Here is a 25,385-nt window from a genome sequence, read left to right on the forward strand (position 1 = left end):
AGAAAGTGATCTGGCGGCAAGGTGACGCATCACTGGCCGGTGTCGAAAGCCTCCGAATCCGCCCGGGAGGTCAGAGGCGCACCCGCCGGAAGCAGGTCAGGAGGGTCGCTGCGGAGCGGCGGGGCTGGAGATGGAACCCTCCAGGGAGAAGAATCGATCGTCCACGTGGTCCAGCGCCAGACAGGCTCCGCCCAGGGCGACGCACTCCTCGCCGAGCGTCGAGGGCCGGATGTCGGGAACGCGTACACAGTGAGGTTCGAGCGCCCGGCGCAGCGCGGGCAGCAGGACGTCGGCCGAGCGGGAGAACCCGCCGCCGAGCACGACCAGTTCGGGGTCGAGCGTCAGCACCATCGCGGCGGTGCCGAGCGCGAGATGGCGGGCGTACGCGTCGACCGCGGCCTGGGCCTCCAGGTCGCCGGCCCGGGCCGCGCCGAAGACGTGCCGGGCGGCCTCCTCGGGCGCGGCGCCCTTGGCGGCCGGGCCGCTCTCCAGCCGCCCGGCCATGGTGCTCCAGCCCGTGATCTCCATGAGCCCGACCTCGCCGGTTGCCCCGCTGAACCCGTGGTACAGGCGCCCGTCGATGATCAGCGCGGCGCCGGGCCGGCGGCCGACGTGCAGGTAGACGAGGTGCTGGACGCCCGCGGCCACCCCGAGCCGCTGCTCGGCGAGCGCGGCCAGCTTGCTGTCGTTCTCGATGGTGATCGGGCAGGCCAGCCGCTGCCCGAGGTGACCGACGAGGTCGACGCCGGGCCAGTCGGGCAGGTCGTTGACCATGGTGACGAGCCCCTCGCGGTTGACGACGCCGGTGCTGCCCGCGGTGACGCCCCACATGTCGGACGCGCTCAGCCCGGCGGCGACGAGCGCGGCGTCGACGGCCCGCCACACCGCCTCCAGCCGCTCCCGCTGGGCGGTGTGCCGGTCGACGGCGACCCGCCCGCTGGCCACGATCCGGCCGGCCAGGTCGGTGATCACGGCCAGCACCTTGTGCACGCCCACGTCGATGCCGAGCACGTGCCCCGCGTCGCTGCGGAACCGGTAGCGCTTGGCGGGCCGGCCCATGGCGCCCGGCGCGGGCGGCACCTCGGCGATCCAGCCGCGCTGCTCCAGATCCGTGACGACGTCCACGACGGAGGCCCGTGACAACCCGGTGTGGGCGGACAGCTCGGTGAGCGTCAGCGGCTCGCGCGCCTCCCGCAGGGCGCGGATGCTGCTCAGGGAGTTCAGCTGGCGTAGCCGCTGAAGGTCGCCACCACTGACCTGCACGGTCACACTCCTCACTATCACTGGTCTCTGAACTATATCCCTTTGGCCCATCCCCACTTCTAGCTGCATGTGCCCGGCGGTAAGAGGCTTGACGGCAAGGTCATTCTCGTGACTATCTATGGAGACCTTCATAAAGGAGTTTGCGAAATGACAGTGACCATAGCCATCGTCGGGGCCGGATCGCGCGGCCAGATCTACGCCAGGGCCGCCGCCGCGGACGGCCGGGCCCGCATCGTGGCAGTCGCCGACCCGGACCCGGCCCGGCGGGCCAAGGTGGCCGCCGACCACGACCTGCCGGACAGCGCCTGCTTCGCCGGATGGGACGAGCTGGCCGCCGTGCCGAAGCTCGCGGACGCCGTGGTCATCGCGACCCAGGACCGCTTGCACGTCGAGCCGGCCGTGGCCTTCGCCGACCTCGGCTACGCCATCCTGCTGGAGAAGCCCATGGCGCCGACGGAGCCGGAGGCCCGCCGCATCGTCGAGGCGGTCGAGCGCAACGGCGTGCTGTTCGCGGTCTGTCACGTGCTCCGCTACACGGCCTACACCAGGGCGTTCAAGGAGCTGCTGGACAGCGGCAGGCTGGGCACGATCTCCAGCGTGCAGCACCTGGAGCCGGTGGGCTGGTGGCACATGGCCCATTCCTTCGTGCGGGGCGCCTGGCGGAACGCGGCCGAATCGGGGCCGATGCTGCTGACCAAGTCCTGTCATGACATCGACTGGTTGCTCCACATCCTCGGCGAGCAGCCGGTCGCGGTGTCGTCCTTCGGCTCGCTGACCCACTTCCGGCCGGAGAATCGGCCCGAGGGCGCGAGCACGCGTTGCGTGAGCTGCGCCGTCGAGCCGGACTGCGCCTACTCCGCCAAGCGTCTCTACCTGAGCTGTCTGGGCGACCCGCGCCGGGAGTTCTGGCCGCTCGGCGCCGTCACGTCCGACGCCACCGTGGCGGGCGTCACGCACGCGCTGGAGACCGGCCCGTACGGCCGCTGCGTCTACGACTGCGACAACGACGTGGTCGACCAGCAGGTCGTCACGCTGGAGTTCGCGAAGGGCGCGACCGTGTCGTTCACCATGACGGCGTTCACGCCGCTGGAGCACCGCAGGACCCGGATCTTCGGCACCCGCGGGTACGCCGAGGGCGACGGGCGCGAGATCAGGGTCGTCGACTTCGTGACCGGCGCCGAGGAGCGGATCGACACCCAGACGACGGCGGGCGCGTCGCTCGCCGACGGCCACGGCGGCGGCGACGGGGGTCTCACCAAGGCGTTCATCGACGCCGTCGCCGCCGGGGACCAGGCGCCGCTGGGCGCCGGCCCGGCCGAGGCCCTGGCCGGGCACCTGGTCGTCTGGGCCGCCGAGCGCGCCCGCGAGACCCGCACCGTGCAGGCCCTGTGAACGCGACGATCCCGGCGCCCGCCCGCCACACGCCCGGCGAGGGCCGGTTCACCTTCACCGCCACGACCCCGCTGTCCGCCGACCCGGCGCTGGCCAGGGCCGCGGAATGGCTTCGCGAGGCCCTCACCCCGGCCACCGGCCTGCCGCTCCCCGAGGGGCCCGGCGGGGTGGAGATCCGGCTCGTCGCGGGCCTCGGGCCCGAGGAGTACCGGCTCACCGCCACGACCGAGTCGGTGCTGATCGAGGCGACGGGCCCGGCCGGCGCCTTCTACGGGGCGCAGACCCTGCGCCAGCTGCTCGACCCCGCCGCCTTCCGGGCCGGACGCACCGGGGACAGGACGTGGAGCATCCCCGCGACGGAGATCGCCGACGCCCCGCGATACGGCTGGCGCGGCTGCCTCATCGACGTGGCCAGGCACTTCCTGCCGAAGAACGACCTGCTGCGGTACATCGACCTGCTGGCCGCGCACAAGCTCAACGTCCTGCACCTGCACCTGACCGACGACCAGGGCTGGCGGCTGGAGATCAGGAAGTACCCCAGGCTCACGGAGGTCGGCGCCTGGCGGCACGAGTCACCGGTGGGCGCCGCGCGGCACCAGCGCTTCGACGGGCGCCCGCACGGCGGCTTCTACAGCCAGGACGACATCCGCGAGATCGTCTCCTACGCCGCCGACCGGTTCGTCACGGTCGTGCCGGAGATCGACCTGCCCGGCCACACGCAGGCCGCCATCGCCGCCTACCCCGAGCTCGGCAACCTCGACGACCGCCTGCCGGTCCGCACCGAGTGGGGGGTCGGCGAGAACGTGCTCAACGTCGCCGACGGCACGATCGCCTTCTTCACCGACGTCCTGGACGAGGTCCTGGAGCTCTTCCCCGGCCGGTACGTCTGCGTCGGCGGCGACGAGGTGCCGAAGACCCAGTGGAACGAGAGCGTCCCGGCCAAGGAGCGCATCCGGGAGCTCGGCCTGCACGACGCCGACGAGCTGCAGACCTGGCTCATGCGCCACTTCACCGACTACCTGCTGTCCCGCGGGCGCAGACCGCTCGGCTGGGACGAGCTCCTGGAAGGCGGCCTGCCGCCCGGCGTCACCGTCGCGGCCTGGCGCGGCGACAAGTGCGCGGTGCTGGCCGTGCGGGCCGGTCACGACGTGGTCGTCTCGCCGTTCGGCGAGACGTACCTGGACTTCCGCCAGGCCGACGGCGACCAGGAGCCGGTGCCGATCGGCAGCGTGACGTCCCTGCGGGCGGTGCACGCCTTCGACCCCGTCCCCGGCGGCCTGGGCGAGGGGGAGCGCGACCGGATCCTCGGCGCGCAGGCCGCTCTGTGGACCGAGCACATCGACTCCCCCCGGCTGCTCGACTACATGGCCTTCCCGCGGCTGGCCGCCTTCGCCGAGGCGATGTGGAGCGGCGAGCGCGACTTCGCGGACTTCCTGGCGCGGCTCGCCGTGCACGAGAGACGTCTTGACGCGCTGGGCGTGGAGTACCGGCCGGCGGCCGGGCCGCACCCCTGGCAGCGACGTCCGGACGCCCCCGGTCACCCCCGGACCAGGGCGGAGATCGACGCCCAGCTCGCCCGCTGGACGTCGAGCCTGCGTCTCTGAACCGCGCGTCCCCGCGCCGAGGGCGGCGCCGGTCTCAGAGCAGGGCCAGGAGCTGCGCGGTGTGGGCGGGCAGCTCCACGTCGGCGAGGCCGGTGAGGAGGTCTCTCAGGGGCACGGCCTGATCGACCAGGACCGTGCCGTTGGACAGGAGCAGGGTGGGCACCGGCGTGTCGAGTTCGGCCTCGCTCAGCGCCGGCCCGCCGAGCGCGCAGAGGGCGTCACCCTGGCGGCGGCGTCCAGCAGGGCGCGGTAGGCGTCCCGGAGCGGGATGGTGTCCAGCGCGTTCTCCTCTTTCTGCGGTCGTGTCGCCCGGGGCCGGGGCGTCAGGCGTGTGCCCGGTGCATTTCCCACGGCGCCTGCGGGAGGACCTCGCCGGTCTCCAGCAGCGACTTGAGGTTGGCCAGCACGGCCGGCCATCCCTGCGCGATCCCGTCGTGCATCGCCTGGTTGGGCAGGTCCTCGTGGGTCACGGTGAGCCGGACGATGTCCTGGTGCGGCTCGATGAGGAAGGTGACGACCGACGCCTTCCGCGCCGGTTCCGTGCCGGCGGCGTCGTCGAAGGTGACGACCAGGCGGGCCGGGGGCTCGGCCTCGATCACCTCGCCGACGACGTCGACGACGTCCGACCCGTCGGCGCGCCGGTGCTCCCAGGGTGATCCCGGCCGCCAGTCCGAGACGTTGGCGTGTCCCCAGTAGCGCGCCGTGAGGTCCGCGTCCGTCAGGGCCCGCCAGACCTGCTCGGCGCTCGCGCGGATGTAGGTGACGTAGACGTAGGTCGGCACGGACGTGGGTGCGTCGCTCATGGCGTACTCCTCTGCCTGGTTCTTGATGGCGTTGATCGCTCGCAGCCGGGGCCGGTCGAACTCCGAGATCCAGCGCTCCTGGATCTCGTGGATGGGCGCCGGGTTGAGGTAGTGGAGCCGTTCCCGTCCGCGCCGGACGACGGTGACGAGGGCGGCCTGCTCAAGCACGTTCAGATGCTGGGTCGCCGACTGGCGGGCCATGTCCAGGCGTTCGCACAGTTCGCGCAGCGTCTGGCCGTTGTGCTCGCGCAGTCGGTCGAGCAGGAGGCGCCGGGTGGGGTCGGCCAGCGCCTTGAAGACGAGATCCACGGCTGTCGCTTCGGGGCTCACGCCGTCCATTATGCAGGTATTTACCTGCCTATTGTCAAAGCCCCGCGCGGACCAGGCCGAACGCGCTGCCACCGCGACCCGGAATCCCTGTAGTCATTCGTGGTTGATCATTTGCTATGTCGATCGAGCTGTTCACAAGTGCGCATGGTTACCTTCAGTATTCGTGAAGATACGATCTGGCCCTGCGGGGCCGGGAAACAGCTCATCTGGCCCTAAACGTGCGGCCATTTCCACCATGCTCCTGCTGAGCGCGGTGTCTGTCGCGCTTCAACCTGCCCGTCCAGCAGCCGCGCAGCCGGTTCCGCTGGTCGAGGAGGACTTCACCGGAGCCACCGCGATCCCGCAGTTCATCGGCGTGGGATCGGCCTGCCTGACCGGCGCGCCGGCGGCTCCGCCCGCCGGGCCCGGCGACCATCCGCTCGGGGGCTGCCCCGCCAACGCGGCGGGTCCCGTCCCGCCGACCGGAGCAGCCCCGTACGGCTACCTCCAGCTCACCAGCGCCGATCTGGACCAGACGGCGGCCGCCCTCTACAACGAGCCGATCCCGGCCGAAGAGGGCCTGGACGTGACGTTCGAGCAGTGGCAGTACGGCAACACCACGGCGGTGCCCGCTGACGGCATCTCCTTCTTCCTGATCGACGGCGCGGCCACGCTGGACCGTCCCGGCGCGTTCGGCGGCAGCCTCGGCTACGCCCAGAAGCTGCCCGACGACGATCCGGCGAACCCGTTCGAGCCCGGGGTCAACCAGGGCTACATCGGCATCGGCCTGGACGTCCTCGGCAACTACTTCGGGGACTGGGAGCAGCGGGGCCGCACCTGCGCCGAGCGCTCACCGGCCGGCACCGGGTTCCGCGTCCCGGCTCCCGGGCCGAACATGGTGACGGTGCGCGGGCCCGGCAACGGCACCGCGGGCTACTGCTTCGTGACCGCCACCACCAGCAACTTCACCACGACCGGGCCGTGGCCCTCGACGCTGCCGGGCAACCTGCAGGGGCCCACGCGGACCGTGCCCAGCGACCCGCGGGCGGCGCAGGCCGTGCTGGAGGAGTCGAAGCGCACGGTCAACGTCCGGATCACCCCGGCGCCGAACCCCGAGGTCACCATCTCGATCGACTTCAACGACGGCGACGGGATGCAGGAGGTGCTGTCCCTGCCCGCACCGCAGCCGGTCCCGGAGACCTACAAGTTCGGTTTCGGTGCGTCCACCGGTCTGTTCACCGATGTGCACCTGATCCGGAACGTGGTCGTCCGTCCGGTGGCCGAGCGGCCCGAGCTGTCGCTCACCAAGCGCGTCGCCGAGGACGCCGACCTGCCCGACCCGGTGCCGGTGGGCACGGAGGTGCCCTACGAGTACGTGGTCACCAACACCGGCAACATGAACATCGCCGACCTGATGGTGGACGACGACGTCGTCGAAGAGGTCACCTGCCCGCAGACCACCTTGAACGTGGGCGAGCGGGTCATCTGCCGCGGCTCGTACACGGTCACGGAGGAGGACGCCGAGCGCGGCTCGGTCACCAACACCGCCACCGCGATGGGCCGGGCGGACGGTGAGGAGGTCAGCTCGCCGCCGTCCGAGGTCACCATCGGCGTCACGGACGAGCGCGGGATGCTGGAGCTGGACAAGCGCGTCGACGACTCCCGCACGTACCGCCCCGGCGACCGGGTCACCTACCGCTACGTCGTGCGGAACACGTTCGACGAGATCGTGACCGACCTGCGGATCGACGACAACCGGGTGTCGGACATCGTCTGCGAGACCACCACCCTGGAGCCCGGCGAGTCCACGTCCTGCACGGGCACCTACACGGTCACCGAGGAGGACGCCGCCCACGGCTCGGTCACCAACACCGCCACCGCGGTGGGCCTGATCGACGACACGGAGGTGAGCTCGCCGCCGTCGGAGGCCACGATCGACGTCATGGGCGAGCGCGGGACGCTGCTGCTGGACAAGAGCGTGGACGACACCCGCACGTACCGGCCCGGCGATCGGGTCACCTACCGCTACGAGGTCAGGAACAACTCCGACGAGACGCTGCGGAACCTCCGGATCGAGGACGACCGGGTGACGAACATCGTCTGCCGGACCACCACCCTTGAGCCGGGCGAGACCACCACGTGCACGGGCGTCTTCGTCGTGCCGAGCCGTCCCGGCGGCAAGAAGGACTGCCGCAAGGGCTGCCGCTTCACCGTCACCAACACCGCGGTGGCCAGGGCGGGCGACCTGACCTCCGGTCCGGCCAGGGCGACGATCCGGGTCGTGCAGAAGTCGAAGAACCCGCACCACCCGTGCCGGCCGGGCAAGGACCGCCACTGCCGGCCCGGCAAGAAGCCGCACCACCACGGCCACGGCCGTCACCACGGTCACGACCACGGTCACGACCACGGGTACGACCAGCGGTACGACCACGGCTACGACCACCAGTGCCCGCCGGGCAAGAGGCCGTACGACGGCAGGACCGCCGAATCGGGATGTGTCTCCGAGGACGCGGACAAGAACGAGCGGGACATGGGCCAGTCCATGGACGAGTCCTACGAGCCTCAGCCTGAGGACATGATGGACGACCCGTACATGGAACGTTCCTACCGGGAGATGGGCGACATGCCGATGCCCTGGGAGACCTCCGAGTAGGTCGTCCCGCTTCCCGTCCGCGTCAACCTGATGGTCCCTCCCCGCGGGGAGGGACCATCGTGCTGTCCGCCCCCGGACGGTCACCCCCAGGCGCCGACCTGCTTGAGGAAGACGACGCCGTCGATCGTGCCGAGGTGGGACGGGTCCAGCGGGAAGTAGGCGAAATCCTGGGACACGCGCCGCGCCGGGTCGGCGACGATCCCGGCCAGGCGGCGGGCGTCGATCACCGAGTGGTCCCACGGAAGCGCGGACAACACGCCCTCGACGGTGTCCGGCGGCGGGGTGTCGTCGCCGGTCGTGCCGAAGGCGGAGGCCAGGTAGGCGTACCGGTCGCCCAGGTGGGCGGCGGCGATCGCCCCCGCGCTCCACCACTCCAGCCGCTGGTCGCCGAACGGCATGAACGTCTTGTCGCGCTGGAGGTGCAGGTTGGAGGAGAAGACCAGGGCCGGGCCGTGCTCGGCGACGGCACGCAGGTTGGCCGCCATCATCGCGTCCCGCAGGGCCGACAGCCGGGTCCAGCGTGCCGGAGAGGCGTCGGCCATCCAGTGGTGGTAGCGCAGCAGGCCGGTGGCGGTGCGCGCGTACAGGTGCGCGCGTTCCCTGTCCCGCGCGCCGAGTTGCGGCGTCTGCGTGTCGAGCAGCGCCGCCAGGTCGTCGGCGATCACCCGCAGCCGCTGGGCGTCGGCGGACTGGCCGATCGACTTCGCCGGGTCCATGGCCGTGGCCTCGTCGGACCAGCGGTCGTCCGGGCCCAGCAGCGCGTCGAGGGTCTCCCTGGTCACCACCGCGGCGGGGAGCGGGCCGTCGAGCAGGTCGTAGAGGCCGGTGAGCGCCTCGCGCGGGCTCGCCGCCCAGTACTCCAGCGGGCCGTCCACCCCGAAGAAGCGCAGCTTCTCGTCGTGCTCCTCGTTGTGGGCGCGCATCCAGCGGACGAGCTCGCGGTTGGCCGGCAGGGCGCCGAAACCGTGGCTGAAGCCGCGGTCCATGACGTCGTCGAGGGTGCCGGCGCCGGTCGTGACGTAGTCGTCCACCAGGAGGCCCTTGAGGCAGTCGCTCTCGACGGCGAACGACCGGTAGCCCTCGTGCTCGACGAGGTGCCGGAAGATCTCGTTGCGCAGCTCGCCCAGTTCTCCCACGAAGTGCCGGGCCTCACCGAGGCCGAGCAACAGCGGCCGGGCGGGGAGCGTCCGCAGGAACGCCGAGACACCCGCGCCGTCGACCGGCCAGGCGATGTCCTTGATATCCATGCCTTCAACGCTATCGTTGAACTTTCGGTGTAACCCTTGCCGCTGAAATCCCTGAACAGCCCCCCTAGAACCTTCAAATGACACTTCATCTGTTGAACATTTCGTTCAAAACAAGCTGTTGACATCAATCGGTTCCCACGACATCGTTGCCTCCATGTCGATCGATCACCCCTTCTCCCCGCCGGACCCCGAGCAGGCGCGCGCCCGGCGGGTGCACGCGTCCCTGTTCCGGATCGCCGAGCGGCACGCGGCCACCGACGAGCAGCGGCTCAGGCAGGCGCACCCGTCGGTCATCGGGCCGCACGAGGCCGTCAGGCTGGTGTCGTTCCTGCTCAGCGGGGCCGCGCGGCTCGACGACGACGAGCCGGAGGTGGACCAGGCCGACATCACCGCGGCGTTGAGCCTCGTCCCGCTGGTTCGCGGAGAGCTGGACGCGCTGGAGGCCGGGCTGCTGGCGATGGCCCGTGGCCGCGGCATGACCTGGCAGGAGATCGCCTTCGGGCTCGGTCTGGGCACCGCGCAGGCCGCCCGGCAACGCCACGAACGGCTCGCCGAACGGTCGGCGGCGGCTCTCGACTAGGCCGCCCGCCGCAGGTCAGGCGCGGCGCGGGCGGTTCCACCAGAGGGAGAGCGACAGCGCCGCGGCCACGAGCAGGGCGCCGGCCCCGGCGAAGGCGGCGGCCGTGTCCACCCGTTCGCGGACGACCGTGAACGTGCCGGGCAGGGCGTCGAGGGCGGTCGCGAGCTGGTCGGCGTTCTCGGCCCGGTGGTAGGAGCCGCCGGTCGTACGGGCGATCTGCCGGAGTGCCGGCTCGTCGATGACCCGGGGGTTGCGGCCCCGGTCGAAGCCCCCGCCGGACCCGCCGCCCCAGTCGCCGAAGCCGCGGCCGTCGAACTGCGAGTTGTCGCACACCATCGGGACCACCTTCGTGGTGCCGAAGCCGATGGTGAACACGCGTACGCGGCGCGACGCCGCCTCCTGGGCGGCCCGCTGCGGGTCGACGCCGTGGGTGTTGGCGCCGTCGGTGAGCACCACGATCGCGGCGCCGGCGTACCCGGAGGCCGCGGCGGGCGGCGTGGCGGCGGTGGCGGCGACCGAGGGGTCCACCTCGGCGATCGCGTCGATCGAGGTGAGCATGGCCTGGCCGATCGCGGTGCCGCGGGCGACGGCGAGCCCGTCCAGGGCCTCGATCAGGGCGTCGGTGTCGTCGGTGGGCGGGACGAGCAGGCCCGCGGTGCCGGCGAAGGTGACCAGGCCGATGCGCGGCCCGCCGCGCTGCGACTCGATGAAGCCGGCGGCGGCCTTCCTGGCGGCGGTGAGGCGGTTGGGATCGACGTCGGTGGAGCACATGGAGAGGGAGGTGTCGAGCGCGAGCAGGATCGTCGCCGACCGCATCGGCACCGGCACCGACGCCTGCGGCCGCGCCGCCCCCACCGCGAGCAGCGCCAGCCCGGCGACGAAGAGCGCCACGGGGATGCGCCGCGTCCAGCGCGTACGCCCGGGAAGCGCGGCCCGTACGAGCGCGATCGAGGTGACGCGCACGACGGCCCGCCGCCGTCGGCGGCCCGCCCACCAGCGGATCGCGAAGATCAACGGGATGACCAGCGCCGACAGCAGCGCCCACGGCCAGGACAGCGACATTCAGATCACCCGCCCGGACCGGAACACGGTGACCGCCGCGCCCGCGGCGAGCAGCGCGAGGGCGAGCCCGATCAGCCCGCCGGCGAGCGGCAGCGGCTCGTCGGAGACGGTGAGCCGCAGGTCGATCGTGTCGGCGACGCCGTCGAGCCGGGCGGCGTCGGCGGCCGGGTGGTAGGCGCCGCCGGTGGTCCGCGCGATCGTGGTGAGGGTGTCCTCGTCGAGCGAGGTCTGCAGATGGTAGCCGTCGACCTGGACCGCCGCCCCGGCCGCGGTGCCGACCCCCACGGTGTGGACGCGCACGCCCGCCTTCTGGGCCGCGGCGGCGGCCCGTTCGACGTCGCCGCCCTGGTTCTGGCCGTCGGAGAACATCACGATCGTGGCCGACGGCCAGTAGCCGAGGTCGGGCGGCGGCCCGTCGCGGCCGATGACCACCTGCCGGCCGGTGATGGCCGTCAGCGAGGCCGTGATGGCCGCCCCGAGCGAGGTGCCGCCGGTGATCCTCAGCCGGTCGATGGCCCTGAGCGCGACGGAATGGTCCGCGTCGGGCCGCGCGGTGGTGAGCGCGCCGCGCTCGAACGCGACGACCCCGATGTCCACGCTGTCGGGCTGCGCCGCCACGAACGCGCGGGCCGCCCGCTGCGCGGCGGCCAGCCTGGTCGGCGCGACGTCGCCGGCGCCCATGCTGTTAGAGACGTCGACGGCGAGGATGACGGTGCCCGCGGTGCGCGGCACCGGCACCATCGCCGCCGGTCCCGCGGCGGCGACCGCGAGCACGCCGACCCCGGCGATCGTCAGGCCGGTCCCGAGGTACGCGCCGCGCCCGCCCGGCCCGGCGACCCCGGCCGCGGCCAGCGCCGACCTCCGGCGGCGGGCCGAGACGACGGCCGCCCAGGCCAGCGCCGCCGTGACGAGCAGCCCGGCGGCCAGCAACAACGGGGACGACAGTGTCATGGCCACCGCTCCCCCGTGCGGGCGGCGAGCTCGACGAGCGTGTCGGTCAGGTCGCGGTCGGTGGCGACGCGGTGGACCGGCACCCCCGCCCGGCGCATGCCCGCCGCGAGCCGGGCGTCGCGGGCGTCCACGGCCTCGCGGAAGCGGGCCCGCAGCAGCGGGTCGGCGGAGTCGACGACGAGCTGCTCGCCGGTCTCGGCGTCCTCGACCACGATCAGCCCGGCCTCGGGCAGCGCGTCGTCGGCCGCGTCCACGATGCGCAGGGCGACGACCTCGTGCCGCCGGGCCAGGCGCTGGAGCGAGCGTTCCCAGTCGCCCTCGCCGATGAAGTCCGACAGGACGACGACGAGCGCGCGGCGGCGGGCCAGCCGTCCGGCCGCGTCGAGCATGAGGGCCAGGTCGGTGGTGGCGCCGGCGCGTGGGCCTGCGGTGCGCTCCAGCTCGGCGCCGATCCGCAGCGCGTGCCGCCGGGACGTGCCCGGCGGCACGACCCGCGCCACCCCGGTGTCGAACAGCAGCGCCCCGACCCGGTCGCCGCCCCGCCCGAACAGCCGGGCGAGGACGAGCGCCAGCTCGGCCAGGACGTCGTGCTTGCCGCGGCCCGGCCGCCCGGCCGTCATCGAGGCCGACCGGTCGAGCACCAGCCACACCGTCAGCTCGCGGTCCTCGGTGAACATGCGCAGATGGGGCTCGTCCAGGCGGGCGGTGACGTTCCAGTCGATGTGCCGGGCGTCGTCGCCGTCGGCGTAGCGGCGCAGGCCGGTGAAGTCGACGCCGGAGCCGCGGTGCGCGGTGCGGTGGGCGCCCTGGAGGCGGCCGTCCAGCCTGCGGACGACCTTCCACTCCAGGCGGAGCAGGAGTTTCTCGGGGGCGGTGGCCATGACGGCTCAGCGGTTCCGCAGGACGACGTCGGGTACCCGGACGGCCCCGAGCACCCTGCTGATGATCGTGTCGGCGTCGACGTCGTCCGCCAGGGCCTCGTAGGACAGCACGAGCCGGTGGCGCAGCACGTCGAGCGCGAGTTCGGACAGGTCGTCCGGCAGGACGTAGTCGCGGCCGCGCAGGAACGCCAGCGCGCGGGCGCCCGTGACGAGCGCGATGGACGCGCGCGGGCTGGCCCCGTACGTGACGTACCGCTCCAGCTCCCCCAGCCCGGCCGTGCCCGGCGACCGGGTCACGGCGACCACGCGTACGGCGTAGTCGACGATCGACGGATCGACGTACACCTGCCGGGCGCGGGCCCGCATCTCCATCAGCTCGGCGGTCGTGACCGTCGGCTGCGGCGGGTCCGGCGGGCGCAGCGCGCGTTCGACGATCGCCTGCTCCTCGTTCTGGGCGGGATAGCCGACGACGACCTTCATCATGAACCGGTCCACCTGCGCCTCGGGCAGCGGGTACGTGCCCTCCGACTCGATCGGGTTCTCCGTCGCCATCACCAGGAACGGCTCCGGCACCTGGAACGTCTCGCGGCCGATCGTCACCTGGTGCTCCTGCATCACCTCCAGCAGGGCGCTCTGCACCTTGGCGGGGGCGCGGTTGATCTCGTCGGCGAGCAGCAGGTTCGTGAACACCGGGCCGAGCTCCGTCCGGAACTCGCCGGAGTGCTGGTGGTAGACCCGCGTGCCGACGAGGTCGGCGGGGACCAGGTCGGGGGTGAACTGCACGCGCTGGAAGCCGCCGGTGATCGCCGCGGCCAGCGACCGGACGGCCAGGGTCTTGGCCAGGCCCGGCACGCCTTCCACCAGCAGGTGACCGTCGGCGATGAGCGCGACGGCCATGCGTTCGAGCAGGACGTCCTGGCCGACGATGGTGCGTTTGACCTCGAAGAGGACCTGTTCGAGCGGATGAGCCTGGGCCGGGGGCATGATGTCCCTTCTGTGGGCGCTATGGGCGGTGGCGGTCAGAGCTGGGGTCCGTCGCCTGGTGGGCCGTCGCCGTCGTCGCCGCCCAGGGCCGCGCCGATCGGCACCGCGAACGCGATGCCGGCGAACGCGTCGTCGCCCCCGGGGTCGGCGATCGAGACGACGATCCCGACGACCAGCCCACGGGCGTCCAGCAGGGGGCCGCCGGAGCTGCCCGGGTTGACGGAGGCGTCGAACTGGATCAGCCCTTTCAGGCCGGCGTCCTTGCCGGTCCGGCCGGTGGTCCGGTCGAGGCCCGACACCACCCCGGTGGAGACGCTGTAGGTCAGGCCCAGCGGATTGCCGATCGCCACGACCGGCGCCCCGACGGCCACGTCGCCGCCGAGCGTCGCGGGCACGACGATCTCCGGCAGCTTCACCGGCTTGAGCACGGCGACGTCCCTTTGGGGATTCGCGGCGGCGACGACGGCCTTCGCCCTGGTCCCGTCGGCGAACGTGAGGTTGATGTCCTTCGTGGCTTTGATCACGTGATGGGCCGTCAGGATCGTCCCGTCCTCGGCCGCGATCACGCCCGTGCCGAGCGACTTGCCCGCCTGGATGACCACGACCGACGGCCCGACCCTGCGGAAGACGTCCGGCACCGTGAGCGTCGCGGTGGGCGTCGGCGTGGCGGCCGGCCCTCCTGCGGCCGTCCCGCCGCTGCCGCCGCCGCCCAGCCAGTACGCCAGCACCGCCACGACGACCAGCACCCCGCCCCCGGCGGCGACCCGCCGAACCCTTCCGGCCCTGGCCCGCCCGGCTTCCCGAGCCCCGGCCGCACCGTCCTCCTGCGGCACGCGCTCCATGCCCCTCATACTCAGCAATCGCACCGAAAACTGCCATAAAGAAGGACACACAAATGGCCGGGACCTCCGGACGCGCCGGGGTCGGGCCGCAACCCATACGGCAGGACCGATTCCTCAGCCGTTCGCCGACCGGTCCCCCGCATCGGCCTCCTGCGGACACTCGGGTAGAGCTAGGCGGTCACGAGCGTGCGCACGACCATCGGCTCGGCCAGGACGAGCGCCAGCACCTGCGCCGCATGGCGGTGATGCGGAGTGGTCAGGTGCCGCGCCCGCGCCCCGGCGCCCGCCCACTCCTCGATCACCACCATGCTCGCCGGATGGTTCGGGTCGCCGTAGGCGCGGTAGGCCAGGCAGCCGGGCTCGTCCAGGGACGGCTCGATCATCGCTTCGAGCGCGGTCCGCAGCCGGTCCTCCTGGCCGGCCGCGGCCACGTACTGGGCCAGCACGATGAGGGACATCTCCGGCGCCGTCCTCACGCGAGGGGCCGGGCGGGACCGGCGCCGGCGCCGGAGGCGGTGATCGCGGCGGCGATCTCCGCCAGGTCGGCCGGCGTCAGGTCCACAGCGCCGGCGCCGATCCAGCCGTCCACCTGCTCGGGCCGGCGGGCGCCGACGATGGCCCCGGTGACGCCCGGCCAGGCCAGGACCCACGCGATGGCCACCTCGGCGACGCCGACGCCGTGCCGGGCGGCGACCGGGCGCAGCGCCTCCGCCAGCCGCAGGTTGGCCGCGAGGCCCGTGGTGAAGTCGTGGTGGGCGGTGCGCCAGTCGCCGTCGGGCAGGCTCGCGACGCGCTCGGCCGAGAACGTCCCGGTGAGCAGGCCCGACTGCAGCGGCGAGTACGCGATCACGCCCGTGCCGTGGGCGTGCGCCCACGCGATCTCGGCCGCCGCCGACCGGTTGATCGCCGAGAACGGCGGCTGGATGACGTCCACGTGCGCGATGCGCTCCGCGGCCGCCAGCTCCTGCGGCGAGTGGTTGGACAGGCCGATCGCGCGGACCTTGCCCTCGGCCTTCAGGTCGGCCATGACCTGCCAGTACTCCTCCAGCGGCGTGGCGTTGGGCGACACCGCGCCGAAGCCGCCGCCGGCGTACTCCAGCGACTCGCCGGTGTCGGGATAGTGCACCTGGTACAGGTCGACGCGCTCGACGTTCAGGCGGCGCAGCGAGTCCTCCAGCTCGCGCCGGACGCTGGCCGGCTTCATGATCCGGCGCGGGGCGGCCTGCGGGTCGTCGGGGTCCCAGACCAGGCCCACTTTGGTGAAGACGTACGGGCGGTCGGCCTCGGGCAGGTCGGCGATGGCCTTGCCGACCAGTTCCTCGGAGTGGCCGAGCCCGTACACGGCCGCGGTGTCGATCCAGTTGACGCCGCCGGCGACGGCGTGCCGGATCGCGGCGATCGACTCCGCGTCGTCGGTCGTGCCCCAGCCGAACTTCCAGCCGGCCCCCGACACCGCCCAGGAGCCGAAGCCGAGGCGGGTGACGTCCATGCCGGTGGCGCCCAGAGGCCGGGTGGGCAGGTGGGTGGTGCTCATGTCGCGTTGCTCCCTGTGGGTGACCGGGCATCCCTTGTGGACGTCCGGTGCAGCTCACTCTGGCGCGCCGCCCGCGGCCCACCCAGTGCCCGCCGCTGCCTAGGCACGGCATGACCAGGCTCGCGACGACGCCGGACGGCGATACTGGTCCCATGGCACTGGACAGACGCGCAGAACTGGGCGAATTCCTCCGATCCCGCCGCGCCCGGCTGCGTCCTGAGGAGCTCGGCCTGCCCGAGTACGGCAGCCGCAGACGCGTGCCCGGCCTGCGCAGGGAGGAGCTGGCCCAGCTCGCCGGGGTGAGCGTGGACCACTACGTCCGGCTGGAGCAGGGCCGTACCCTGCACTTCTCCGAAGCGGTCCTGGACGCCGTCGCCCGCGCCCTGCGCCTGGACGACGTCGAGCGCGCGCACCTGCACCGCCTGGCCCGCCCCTGGAACGACGGCGACCGCGCGCAGGCCGCGCCACCGCTGCAACGCGTCCGGCCCGGCCTCCAGCGCCTGCTGGACGCGTCGGCCGACGTGCCGGCCTACGTCGTCGGGCGCAACACCGACGTACTGGGCTGGAACCACCTCGCGGCGGCGCTGATCACCGACTTCGGCGCGCTGCCGCCCCGGCAGCGCAACCTGGCCCGCCTGGTGTTCCTCGACGAGGGCATGCGCGACCTGTACGCCGACTGGCCCGCCAAGGCCGCCGACGTGGCCGCCTACCTGCGCCTCGACGCCGGCCGCCATCCTGCGGACACCCGGACGTCGGAGCTGGTCGAGGAGCTGTCGGCGGCCAGCCCGGAGTTCCGCGAGCTCTGGGCCGAACACCGGCTCAAGGACAAGACCCACGGACGCTACGTCTACCTGCACCCGGTGGTCGGCAGGCTCGACCTCGGCTTCGAGACCCTCCGCCTGCCCGACGACCCCGACCAGGCGTTGATCGCCCACACCACCGAGGAGGGCTCCCCCTCCCAGACCGCTCTCCGCCTGCTGTCCGCCTGGACCCGCCAGGCCCACGCCGCCACCTGACCCGCGGCGGGGCGCGCCCGCTAGGAGTCGCCCTTCTCCAGCAGGTGGTCGAGCCGGATGGCCAGATCGAGGGTCTCGCAGCGCAGCAGGTCGAGCCGCCGGCGGATCTTCGACCGGATCGCCTGGAAGTGCTCGTCGGTCTGCCCGCGCAGGCCGAGCAGCTCGTCGGTCAGGGCCGTGACGTCCTGGCCCGACTGGCTCCGGGTCTCGGCGAGGTCGGCCCGCATCTCGGCGATGCCGAGCACCGCCTCGGAGCAGTCGGCCTCGGCGCACAGTGTCGCCTCCAGCGCCTGGACCCGAAGCCTGATGTCCAGGATCTCCGCCTCTACATCCACTTACTCCTACCTTTGCCGGTAGTCGGTAGGGAACCGGCCCAGTGGTGGAGGGCGGCCGGGTCCCACTTGCTGTAAGCACATGGTGGCAACCCGTGTATACCCGACACGACCGCCGGCAAGCAACGGGTGCCGGTCCGCGGAGGGCTCGGCCCGGCGCCGGCTGGCGGCCTCAGGCCGAGCCTGGCCTGGCAGGTCAGTTGTTGATCGGGTCCGGGCCGTACGCCTGCGTCCCCTGCGTGCAGCCCGGCTCCGGGTCCTTGCAGCAGCGCGGCCTGCTCGACGTGAAGTGGTCGTTCATGTGGCGGCGCAGGGCCGCCAGCTCGTCGCCGAGCGCGGCGAAGTCCTGTCGCATCTCCGTCCGGATGTCGGCGATGTCGGCCTGCATCCGGGTGATGCCGGCGGTGGTCGCCGTGAGGTCGCCGGCGGGCCTGCCTGCCTTGAGCTTCCGCAGGCGCAACAGCAACTTGAGTATCCGTGTCTCTAGGTCCACACATTCCTGCCTTCGCGCAGCTGGACAGGGGCCTGCGCCGGACGAGCGGGCGGGCGCCCCGGGGATGACGAAAACGGTGGCACATCGGCCGCCCGCGTGGGGATGATCTTGATTTCGCCGGGTGAGGTTCCATTACACCGGCGCCCAAGTTTCTTTTCTGCCAGCGGATATTGGCCGCCGAAAGTGACGGACCGAAACAGGGCCAGGCCGGAGGAACGAGGGCGGAGACGGCGGCCCGCCGCGACGGGCGCGTACCGGCCCGCGGCACCGGCCCGCGGCACCGGCCACGGGCCCGTACCGGCCCGTGTCAGGGGTGTGGGAACCGGCCCGTCCGCTGGAAAAATCTTCTGGCGCATATCACGGCAAATCCGCAGATCAGGGACCGGCAACCATGCGAATTCCCCTCCGCGACCACGCCGGATCAAGCATCCTGAGCATGTCATCACGCTCCCCCACCCCCCGTTGTAAGGAGCCTCCGTGACCCGGTTCGCCGTCGACCACTCACGCCACGCGCTCATCGCCACCTGGGGTACGGGGATCGGCGACATCGCCACCACCGTGGCGGAACAGGTGCCTTCGAGCCCCGACGTGCTCCGCCTGGCCATCAGCCTCACGGAGCTGTCCTACGCCTGCTGGCGCTGCTACACCCACCCGTCGAGCGCCGCCGACCAGCACGGCCCCAACAGCGTCGGCTGGCAGCGGCAGGCCGAGCGCGACGCGTTCGCCTCGGTCATCCCGGCCCTGCTGGCGCCCGTCCGGCCGGCCAACGGCGCGCTGACCCTCTACTCCACGCGGGTGGAGGAGGTCGCCCACCGCGTCGGCCGTACGCTGCACACGATCAACCACGCGCCGCTGGCCGGCAGCGTGGCCACCGACGTCACCGCCGAGCTGGCCGCCATCGAGAACGCCGAGCTCGGCGACCTGACCGCGCGCGCCCAGCAGGCCGTCATGCTCAGCCGCGAGGACGCCTCGCCCCTCCAGGTCGCCCAGGCCGACAGCCTGCTGCACCAGCATCCGTTCGGCACGGAGGCGCTGTTCACCAAGATCGACCCCACCGCGGCCGCCATCGCGGCGGCCCACTGGCTCTACGCCGCCGCCACCATCAGCGCCCGGCACACCGGCCTGCATCCGATGCAGACCATCTCCGAGGTCGACAACATCAAGGCCCCCGCCCAGGAGAGCCTCACCGAGGTGATCTCCGCGATGAGCGGCGGCGGCTCGCCCAGGGCCGCGGTCATGCCGATGATCCGCAACGCGCTGCACGTCGCCGAGGGCCACCTCTACGGCGTCACCGAGGCCAAACACCGCATCGGCGTGGCCGAGGAGCTGATCGCCCAGGCCCGCACCGACCATCCCGAGCTCGGCCTCGGCCCCAGCACGGTCTACCTGCCCATCACTCCGCTCAACCCCGCCCGCCCGGCCCTCGACCTGCTGGAGAACCTCCTCTACGGCATCCGCAGCTGCTGGCTGACCTTCTCCCAGCACGCCGACACCCCGCCCGGCCGGGAGCCGGGCCGTCCGCGCCGCCACCACCGTCACACGGAGGTCTTCCTGGCCGAGGTGCGGAAGAGGGCGGCGTTGGACCGTTCCCGTCTGCTGTAGCCGACCCTTCCCGCCCCCTGGGCCGGCGTCACATGATCGCGGTACTCTCTGGCATGTCGGAAAACGTCGCCGAGCGACCTCCCTTACCGGCGCTCACCCGGGCCCTGGTCGGCCCGCCAGGCAAGGTGCTGCTTCCGCTGGTCGCCGTGGCAGGGCTGATCGTGCTCAACTACACGAGCGTGCCGGGCGGAGGGTCGTTCACACTGCTGCTGGCGGGGCTCGCGCTCGCCGTCGGCACCGTGGTCGTCTGGGTGGCCCGGTTCGCGGTGGCGCTTCTGCGCTCCGACGGACGTCCCGGGCTGCGCCGCCATTGGGCCCGCTGGGCGGCCGCGCCGGTGATGGGCGTGATCGTGACCGCGCTGGTGCTCACCGGGGCGCCGTTCAGCGCCCGGTTCGCGCTGTCGGAGTCGGGGCTGGAGCAGTTCGCCCGGACGGTCGCCGCGGACACCAAGACCGTCAGGCGCGAAGACCAGTGGGTGGGCCTCTTTCCGCTGACGTCGATCGAACGGCTGCCGGGCGGAGCGCGGTTCCTGGTGAGCGACACCGGCCTGTTCGACCGGTACGGCTTCGCCTGGAGCCCCGGAGGCACGCCGCCGGAGGAGTCCCACACGGGTTACACCCACCTCGAAGGCCCCTGGTACCTGTGGGAGAGCCGGTTTTGAAGATTCCTGGATCGGTCGGCGGATGGGTGTTCACGGTCGCCGCGCTGCTGGTGATCCCCTTCTTCGTAGGCGGGGGCATGCTCTGGTTGTCGCTGGCCGGCGCGCAGGCGGCCATGATCGTCGCGGTGACGAAGGCGTACCAGGACGCGGCGCGATGGCGGGCGCCGGCGGCGGAGCGCGCGGAAGGACCGCCTGCCGCCGAGTGAGGCCGTCCCGGTCCGTACGGAGATGTCGGCGGCGGTCGACGGGGCAGAAACCGCCCCTCGAATGGGTAGGTCCCGGGGCAGACCTCAGGAAGGGTGTGCCGATGCGGCGGAGTGGCGGGGAGCTGATGCTGGGCGGCATGCTGTCCGCCAACCATCTGACCGCGATGGAGGACCTGCCGCACGTGGTCGCCGGGCACGCCGCGCTGGTGGGCTTCTCCGAGACCGCGATCTACGTCACCGACCTGCAGCAGCAGCAGCTCATCCCGATCACGGAGCAGCGGGACCCGTCCGGCGCGGCGCTGACGGCCCTGCGGATCGACGGCACGCTCGCCGGGATCGCCTTCCGCAACACCGAGGTCGTCCACGTGCCGGGCGGGCCCGGCGACACGGTTCGGCGGCTGTGGCTGCCGCTCCTGGACGGCACCGAGCGGGTCGGCGTGCTCGGCGTGACGGTGCCGCTGGACGACGAGGTCGCCGAGTGGCGGGCCCAGCAGCTCGCGTCGCTGGTCGCGCTGCTGGTGATCAGCAAGCGGCCGCACAGCGACTCCTACTCGCGGTTGATCCGCGCCCGGCCGATGACGCTGTCGGCGGAGGTGCTGGTGCCGCTGCTGCCCCCGGGGACGTTCGCCAACGACGACGTGGTGGTCAGCGCCGTGCTCGAACCGGCGTACCAGGTGGGCGGGGACGCCTTCGACTACGCCATCGACGGCGAGGCGCTGCACGTGTCGATCTTCGACGCGATGGGCCACGACACCTCCGCGGGGCTGACCGCGACCATCGCCGTCGGGGCCAGCCGGAACAACCGGCGGCAGGGCGCCGATCTCGTCAACACGGGCCAGGCGATCGACGCAGCCATCGCCGAGCAGTTCACCGGCCGCTTCGCCACCGGCATCCTGGCCTGCCTCGACCTGCGCACCGGCTGGCTGACGTGGGTGAACCGGGGGCACCATCCGCCGCTGGTGATCCGCGAGGGCCAGCAGGTGGCCACGCTGTCCAGCGAGCCCGACCCGCCAATGGGCTTCCTGCTGCGGCCGTACACCGGGGAGCTGCGCTACCAGCTCCAGCCCGGCGACCGGCTGCTGTTCTACACCGACGGGATCATCGAGGCGCAGAGCCCGGACGGCGAGCTGTTCGGCCTGGAGCGCTTCATCGACTTCATCATCCGGCACGAGGCCGACGGCCTGTCGACGCCCGAGACGCTGCGCCGGCTGGTGCAGGCCATCCTGGAGCACCAGCACGGACGGCTCCAGGACGACGCGACCGTGCTGATGGTGGAGTGGCGCAGCAGCAGGCAGCAGCGGCTCGTCATGTGAGCCCGTCAGGTCTCGCCGACGGCGACGAACCCGCTGTCGGGCCGGTAGTCGGGCGACTGGTGGCGGAAGTAGGTGTTGTAGACCTGGCAGTAGCGGCCGCCGCGGGCCAGCAGCGAGGCGTGGTCGCCCTCCTCCACGATCCGGCCGTGGTCGAGCACGATGATGCGGTCGACGTGCTCGATCGTGGACAGCCGGTGGGCGATGACGATCGAGGTGCGGCCGGCCAGCACCACGTCGAGCCCCTCCTGGATCTGGGCCTCGGTCAGCGGGTCGACGCTCGCGGTGGCCTCGTCGAGGACGACGATCGCCGGGTCCTGGATGAGCAGGCGGGCCAGCGCGACGAGCTGCCGCTGGCCCATCGACAGGGCCCGGCCGTGCTCGCCCACGTCGGTGGCCAGGCCGTGGGGCAGGGCCTCGATCCAGTCGCCGCCGCCGACCGCGGCCGCCGCGGCCAGCACCTCGTCGTCGCCCGCGTCGGGACGCGGATAGCGGATGTTGTCGGCGACCGTGCCGCTGAACAGGAACGGCGCCTGCGGCACCGCGCCGATCTGCCGCCGGTACGCGCCGAGGTCGAGCGAGCGGATGTCGTGGCCGTCGATCAGCAGGCGGCCTTCCTGGAACTCGTAGAAGCGGGTGATCAGCTTGCCCAGCGTGGACTTGCCGGCGCCGGTGTGGCCGACCAGCGCGACCGTCTCGCCCGCCTCGACGACCAGGTCGAAGCCGCGGAGCACGGGGTGGGCCGCGTCGTAGCCGAAGGTGACGTCGTCGAACTCGATGCGCCCGGCCAGCCTGCCCGGGTCGGCCGAGCCGGTCTGCACCACCCGGGGCGGGGCGTCGATCAGGGCGAAGACCCGCTCGGAGGCCGACAGGCCCTGCTGGAACTGCGACCAGAAGGCGGCGATGGAGGTCAGCGGCATCCAGAACAGCGACACGCCCTGCAGGAACAGGTACCAGTCGCCCGCCGACAGGCCGCCGCCCAGCACCGCGGTGCCGCCGAGCTGGACCAGCGCGACCGTCGCGAGCCCCGCCACGAGGAACAGCAGGGGGAAGATGGCCGAGAAGACGAAGCCCTGGCGCAGCGTCACCCGGTAGCTCTGCTCGTTGACCGGCCGGAACTCGTCGTAGACCTGCCGCTCCTGGCGGAAGTTCTTGGCCACGGCGATGCCGCCCATGGTCTCCTGGAGGTTGGCGTTGACCCGGCTCAGCGACCGCTGGGCCCGCCGCGTGCTGGACCGGGCCAGCCGCCGGAACAGCAGCGCCATGCCCATCACGACCGGCGCCACCAGCAGGGTCAGCAGCGCCAGCTCGACGCTGCGCAGGAACAGCAGGACGGTGACGAACCCCACCATCAGCACCTGGCTGATCAGGTCCATCGTCAGGGTGGAGACCGTGGCGAAGTCGTCGGTGTCGGAGGTGACGCGGCTGACGATGCGGCCCGACGGGGTCTCGTCGTAGAACGACAGGTCGCGTTCGAGCACGGCGTCGAAGGCGTCTTCGCGCAGGCGCAGCACGACGTCGCCGGTCACCCGCGCGCTGTACCACTGGCGGACGAAGTTGAAGGCCCAGCTCAGCGCGCCGGCGAGCAGGATGCCGGCGGCCAGCAGCGGGCCCACATCGGCGATCGTGCCGTCCTGGATGGCGTCGACGCCCTGGCTGGCCAGCAGCGGCAGGGCCGCCTGCGCCGCCGACACCAGCACGATCATGGCCGCCACCAGGAACATCGCGCCCAGCTTGGGGCGGAAGTAGGCGAGGATCCGGCGCGTCAGGTCACGGTCGGAGTAGGTGCGGTCGTAGTCCTCGGCGTCGAGGCCGTCCATGATGAAGCCCATCAGTGGACCCTTTCCTGCTCGTCGAGCGCGCCCTGATCGGCCGTGACCTCGTCGTAGTGGGAGAAGATGCGGCGGTAGAGGGGGCTGCCGGCGATCAGCTCGTCGTGGGTGCCGAAGGCGGCCACCTCGCCGCGCCGCAGCAGCAGGACCTTGTCGGCCCAGCGGATCTGGGAGAGCCGGTGGGTGATCAGCAGGGTCGTGCGCCCTTCCTGGATGCGCTCGATGGCCTGCTGGATGCGGTCTTCGGTGGCGGAGTCGATGGCGCTGGTGGAGTCGTCGAGGATCAGGATGGCCGGGTCGGTCAGCAGCGCCCGCGCGATGGCCAGTCGCTGGCGCTGGCCGCCGGACAGGGTGAGGCCGCGCTCGCCGATGACGGTGTCGTAGCCGTCGTCGAGCTCGGCCACGAACTCGGCCGCCTGCGCGTCTTCCGCCGCTTTGACCACGGCGGCGCGGTCGGCCCGCTGGCCGAGGCCGAAGGCGATGTTCTCGGCCACGGACCGCGAGAACAGCACGACGTCCTGCTCGATGGTGGAGATCTGGGAGCGCAGCGAGTCGAGGTCCCACTCGCGGACGTCGACGCCGTCGACCAGGATCCGGCCCGAGGTGACGTCGTAGATGCGGGGCACCAGCTTCGTCAGCGAGCTCTTGCCCGCCCCGGTCTCGCCGACGATCGCCACCGTCTCCCCCGGCCGCACGGTGAACGTCACCCCCCGCAGGACAGGCTCGCCCTCGCCGTAGCCGAAGGTGACGTCGTCGAAGACGATCTCGCCCCCGATGGGCGCGACGTGGCCGGCGGTCGGCTGCTCCAGCTCGGTCTCGGCGTTGACGATGTCGAGGATCCGGCGGGAGGACACGATGCCGATCTGCACCAGCGAGAACGTGAAGATCGAGATCTGGGTCGGGAAGCCCAGCATGCCCATCAGCCCCATGAAGGCCACCAGGTCGCCGATCGTGATCGCGCCGGCGGCGTGGAGGTGAAGCGCGTGCCACAACGCCCCCGCCATGGCGCACGCGAACAGCAACGTGGGCAGGTAGCGGGCCTGGACGAGGCCGTTGCGCACGAACGAGTCGCGGTAGCGCCGGGCGTTGGCGCGGAAGCGCAGCCGCTCCTGCCCCTCCTGCGCGGTCACCTTGATGACCTCGATGCCGCGCACCGCCTGGCTCAGCCCGGCGTTGAGGTCGCCGAACTCGTCGCGCATGCGGGTGGCCACCGGGTTGAGCTGCCCCATGTAGTGGCGCAGCGCGAACCCGAACAGCACCCCGAACACCACGGGCACCAGCAGCAGCCGCGGGTCGATCGCGGCGATGAACACCAGGGGCACCAGGCCGGTGAGCCCGGAGTCGACGATCAGGTCGACGCCCGGACTGATCATGATGGACAGCTGGCGGATGTCGTTGGCCGCCCGCGCCATCAGGTCGCCGACCCGCTGCCGGTTGTGGAAGGTCTGGCTCTTGCCGAGCAGGCCGGCGTAGAGCTCGTCGCGGGCGTCGCGTTCGAGCCGCTTGGCCAGCATCTCGCTGCTCAGCCGGGCGACGAGGTCGAACAGGCCGCGGGCCGACACCACCGCCAGCAGCGCCAGGGCGACCAGGCCGAGCGCGGCGGCGGACGCGCCCCGGCCGCTCAGCACCGCGTCGAAGGCCGAGCCGGTGAGCTGGGGGACCAGCGCGTTGAGCACCACCATCACCAGCGAGCCGCCGAGGAAGCCCGTCAGGGGGAGCGGATGGCGGCGCACGTGGGACCAGAGCCAGCGGACCGGCCCACGCCGGTCGTAGCGCGGGCCTTCGACGGAGAACTCCGAACTGCCGCTGGTCACGGTGAGACCCCTT

Annotated in this window: 24 protein-coding genes; 9 read left to right on the forward strand and 15 right to left on the reverse strand. The window is 72.4% G+C overall.

Features of this window, described 5'->3' with window-relative positions; all coding sequences use genetic code 11:
- Positions 1 to 96: 96 nt before the first annotated feature.
- The gene (locus ACIBK9_RS25775) at positions 97 to 1,269 is read right to left on the reverse strand and encodes an ROK family protein (protein WP_397161600.1); all 1,173 of its coding nucleotides are present in this window, start codon (positions 1,267 to 1,269) and stop codon (positions 97 to 99) included.
- Between the two features lie 141 nt (positions 1,270 to 1,410).
- Here ACIBK9_RS25775 and ACIBK9_RS25780 point away from each other — a divergent pair, with 141 nt between their 5' ends.
- Both ACIBK9_RS25780 and ACIBK9_RS25785 read left to right on the forward strand, forming a co-directional pair.
- Positions 1,411 to 2,655: a Gfo/Idh/MocA family oxidoreductase gene (locus ACIBK9_RS25780; RefSeq protein ID WP_358298918.1), complete on the forward strand. Its 1,245-nt coding sequence runs from the start codon at positions 1,411 to 1,413 to the stop codon at positions 2,653 to 2,655.
- Positions 2,652 to 4,259 carry a beta-N-acetylhexosaminidase gene (locus ACIBK9_RS25785; protein WP_397161601.1) on the forward strand — a complete coding sequence of 536 codons (1,608 nt, stop codon included), beginning with the start codon at positions 2,652 to 2,654 and terminating at the stop codon, positions 4,257 to 4,259. Before ACIBK9_RS25780 ends, ACIBK9_RS25785 begins: the two co-directional genes overlap by 4 nt.
- A gap of 34 nt (positions 4,260 to 4,293) precedes the next feature.
- Here ACIBK9_RS25785 and ACIBK9_RS25790 read toward each other — a convergent pair whose 3' ends face one another.
- Entirely contained in the window at positions 4,294 to 4,422 is a 129-nt protein-coding gene (locus tag ACIBK9_RS25790) for a hypothetical protein (RefSeq protein WP_387681103.1), read from the reverse strand.
- A gap of 160 nt (positions 4,423 to 4,582) precedes the next feature.
- Positions 4,583 to 5,392 carry a metalloregulator ArsR/SmtB family transcription factor gene (locus ACIBK9_RS25795; RefSeq protein ID WP_358298914.1) on the reverse strand — a complete coding sequence of 270 codons (810 nt, stop codon included), beginning with the start codon at positions 5,390 to 5,392 and terminating at the stop codon, positions 4,583 to 4,585.
- 235 nt (positions 5,393 to 5,627) lie between these two features.
- Between ACIBK9_RS25795 and ACIBK9_RS25800 the strand changes: the two genes are divergently transcribed.
- Positions 5,628 to 8,024, forward strand: a complete 2,397-nt coding sequence (locus ACIBK9_RS25800) for a hypothetical protein (RefSeq protein WP_397161602.1) — start codon at positions 5,628 to 5,630, stop codon at positions 8,022 to 8,024.
- A gap of 80 nt (positions 8,025 to 8,104) precedes the next feature.
- Here the strand turns inward: ACIBK9_RS25800 and ACIBK9_RS25805 are convergent, their stop codons facing one another.
- Entirely contained in the window at positions 8,105 to 9,271 is a 1,167-nt protein-coding gene (locus ACIBK9_RS25805; protein WP_397161603.1) for an erythromycin esterase family protein, read from the reverse strand.
- A gap of 154 nt (positions 9,272 to 9,425) precedes the next feature.
- On the opposite strand from ACIBK9_RS25805, the gene ACIBK9_RS25810 reads away from it, so the two are divergent.
- A complete protein-coding gene (locus ACIBK9_RS25810; protein WP_397161604.1) occupies positions 9,426 to 9,851 on the forward strand; it encodes a DNA-binding protein in 426 nt (141 codons plus the stop codon).
- 15 nt (positions 9,852 to 9,866) lie between these two features.
- On the opposite strand, the gene ACIBK9_RS25815 is transcribed toward ACIBK9_RS25810, so the two are convergent.
- The 7 genes from ACIBK9_RS25815 to ACIBK9_RS25845 all read right to left on the reverse strand — a co-directional run bounded on the left by ACIBK9_RS25815 (position 9,867) and on the right by ACIBK9_RS25845 (position 16,105).
- Entirely contained in the window at positions 9,867 to 10,913 is a 1,047-nt protein-coding gene (locus ACIBK9_RS25815) for a VWA domain-containing protein (protein WP_397161605.1), read from the reverse strand.
- Positions 10,914 to 11,864: a VWA domain-containing protein gene (locus tag ACIBK9_RS25820; RefSeq protein ID WP_397161606.1), complete on the reverse strand. Its 951-nt coding sequence runs from the start codon at positions 11,862 to 11,864 to the stop codon at positions 10,914 to 10,916.
- Positions 11,861 to 12,745 carry a DUF58 domain-containing protein gene (locus ACIBK9_RS25825; RefSeq protein WP_397161607.1) on the reverse strand — a complete coding sequence of 295 codons (885 nt, stop codon included), beginning with the start codon at positions 12,743 to 12,745 and terminating at the stop codon, positions 11,861 to 11,863. The genes ACIBK9_RS25820 and ACIBK9_RS25825 overlap by 4 nt, the downstream gene beginning before the upstream one ends.
- Positions 12,746 to 12,751: 6 nt before the next feature.
- Complete coding sequence (locus tag ACIBK9_RS25830; RefSeq protein WP_352361528.1) at positions 12,752 to 13,729, reverse strand: MoxR family ATPase; 978 nt, start codon at positions 13,727 to 13,729, stop codon at positions 12,752 to 12,754.
- A gap of 35 nt (positions 13,730 to 13,764) precedes the next feature.
- Positions 13,765 to 14,571: a S1C family serine protease gene (locus tag ACIBK9_RS25835; protein WP_397161608.1), complete on the reverse strand. Its 807-nt coding sequence runs from the start codon at positions 14,569 to 14,571 to the stop codon at positions 13,765 to 13,767.
- A gap of 170 nt (positions 14,572 to 14,741) precedes the next feature.
- Positions 14,742 to 15,029, reverse strand: coding sequence for a putative quinol monooxygenase (locus ACIBK9_RS25840; protein WP_358298897.1), 288 nt, complete (start codon positions 15,027 to 15,029; stop codon positions 14,742 to 14,744).
- Between the two features lie 14 nt (positions 15,030 to 15,043).
- The gene (locus tag ACIBK9_RS25845) at positions 15,044 to 16,105 is read right to left on the reverse strand and encodes an aldo/keto reductase (protein ID WP_397161609.1); all 1,062 of its coding nucleotides are present in this window, start codon (positions 16,103 to 16,105) and stop codon (positions 15,044 to 15,046) included.
- 152 nt (positions 16,106 to 16,257) lie between these two features.
- Between ACIBK9_RS25845 and ACIBK9_RS25850 the strand changes: the two genes are divergently transcribed.
- Entirely contained in the window at positions 16,258 to 17,121 is an 864-nt protein-coding gene (locus ACIBK9_RS25850; RefSeq protein WP_397161610.1) for a helix-turn-helix transcriptional regulator, read from the forward strand.
- Positions 17,122 to 17,141: 20 nt separating this feature from the next.
- Here ACIBK9_RS25850 and ACIBK9_RS25855 read toward each other — a convergent pair whose 3' ends face one another.
- Complete coding sequence (locus ACIBK9_RS25855) at positions 17,142 to 17,456, reverse strand: hypothetical protein (protein ID WP_397161611.1); 315 nt, start codon at positions 17,454 to 17,456, stop codon at positions 17,142 to 17,144.
- 193 nt (positions 17,457 to 17,649) lie between these two features.
- Complete coding sequence (locus tag ACIBK9_RS25860; protein ID WP_397161612.1) at positions 17,650 to 17,946, reverse strand: hypothetical protein; 297 nt, start codon at positions 17,944 to 17,946, stop codon at positions 17,650 to 17,652.
- A 477-nt stretch (positions 17,947 to 18,423) separates the two neighbouring features.
- On the opposite strand from ACIBK9_RS25860, the gene ACIBK9_RS25865 reads away from it, so the two are divergent.
- The 4 genes from ACIBK9_RS25865 (at position 18,424) to ACIBK9_RS25880 (ending at position 21,729) form a co-directional block, all read left to right on the forward strand.
- Positions 18,424 to 19,548: a hypothetical protein gene (locus ACIBK9_RS25865; RefSeq protein ID WP_397161613.1), complete on the forward strand. Its 1,125-nt coding sequence runs from the start codon at positions 18,424 to 18,426 to the stop codon at positions 19,546 to 19,548.
- 53 nt (positions 19,549 to 19,601) lie between these two features.
- Complete coding sequence (locus ACIBK9_RS25870; RefSeq protein ID WP_397161614.1) at positions 19,602 to 20,210, forward strand: hypothetical protein; 609 nt, start codon at positions 19,602 to 19,604, stop codon at positions 20,208 to 20,210.
- Positions 20,207 to 20,416, forward strand: coding sequence for a hypothetical protein (locus ACIBK9_RS25875; RefSeq protein ID WP_397161615.1), 210 nt, complete (start codon positions 20,207 to 20,209; stop codon positions 20,414 to 20,416). Before ACIBK9_RS25870 ends, ACIBK9_RS25875 begins: the two co-directional genes overlap by 4 nt.
- 101 nt (positions 20,417 to 20,517) lie before the next feature.
- Positions 20,518 to 21,729 (forward strand): PP2C family protein-serine/threonine phosphatase, encoded by a 1,212-nt coding sequence (locus ACIBK9_RS25880; protein WP_397161616.1) that lies wholly within the window; start codon positions 20,518 to 20,520, stop codon positions 21,727 to 21,729.
- Positions 21,730 to 21,734: 5 nt separating this feature from the next.
- Here ACIBK9_RS25880 and ACIBK9_RS25885 read toward each other — a convergent pair whose 3' ends face one another.
- A complete protein-coding gene (locus ACIBK9_RS25885) occupies positions 21,735 to 23,558 on the reverse strand; it encodes an ABC transporter ATP-binding protein (protein WP_397161617.1) in 1,824 nt (607 codons plus the stop codon).
- On the reverse strand, positions 23,558 to 25,372 hold the full coding sequence (locus tag ACIBK9_RS25890) for an ABC transporter ATP-binding protein (RefSeq protein WP_397161618.1): 1,815 nt from the start codon (positions 25,370 to 25,372) through the stop codon (positions 23,558 to 23,560). Before ACIBK9_RS25890 ends, ACIBK9_RS25885 begins: the two co-directional genes overlap by 1 nt.
- Between the last annotated feature and the right edge of the window lie 13 nt (positions 25,373 to 25,385).

Origin of the sequence: Nonomuraea sp. NPDC050227 (genome assembly GCF_044459705.1) — a bacterium.
Lineage (GTDB): Bacteria > Actinomycetota > Actinomycetes > Streptosporangiales > Streptosporangiaceae > Nonomuraea.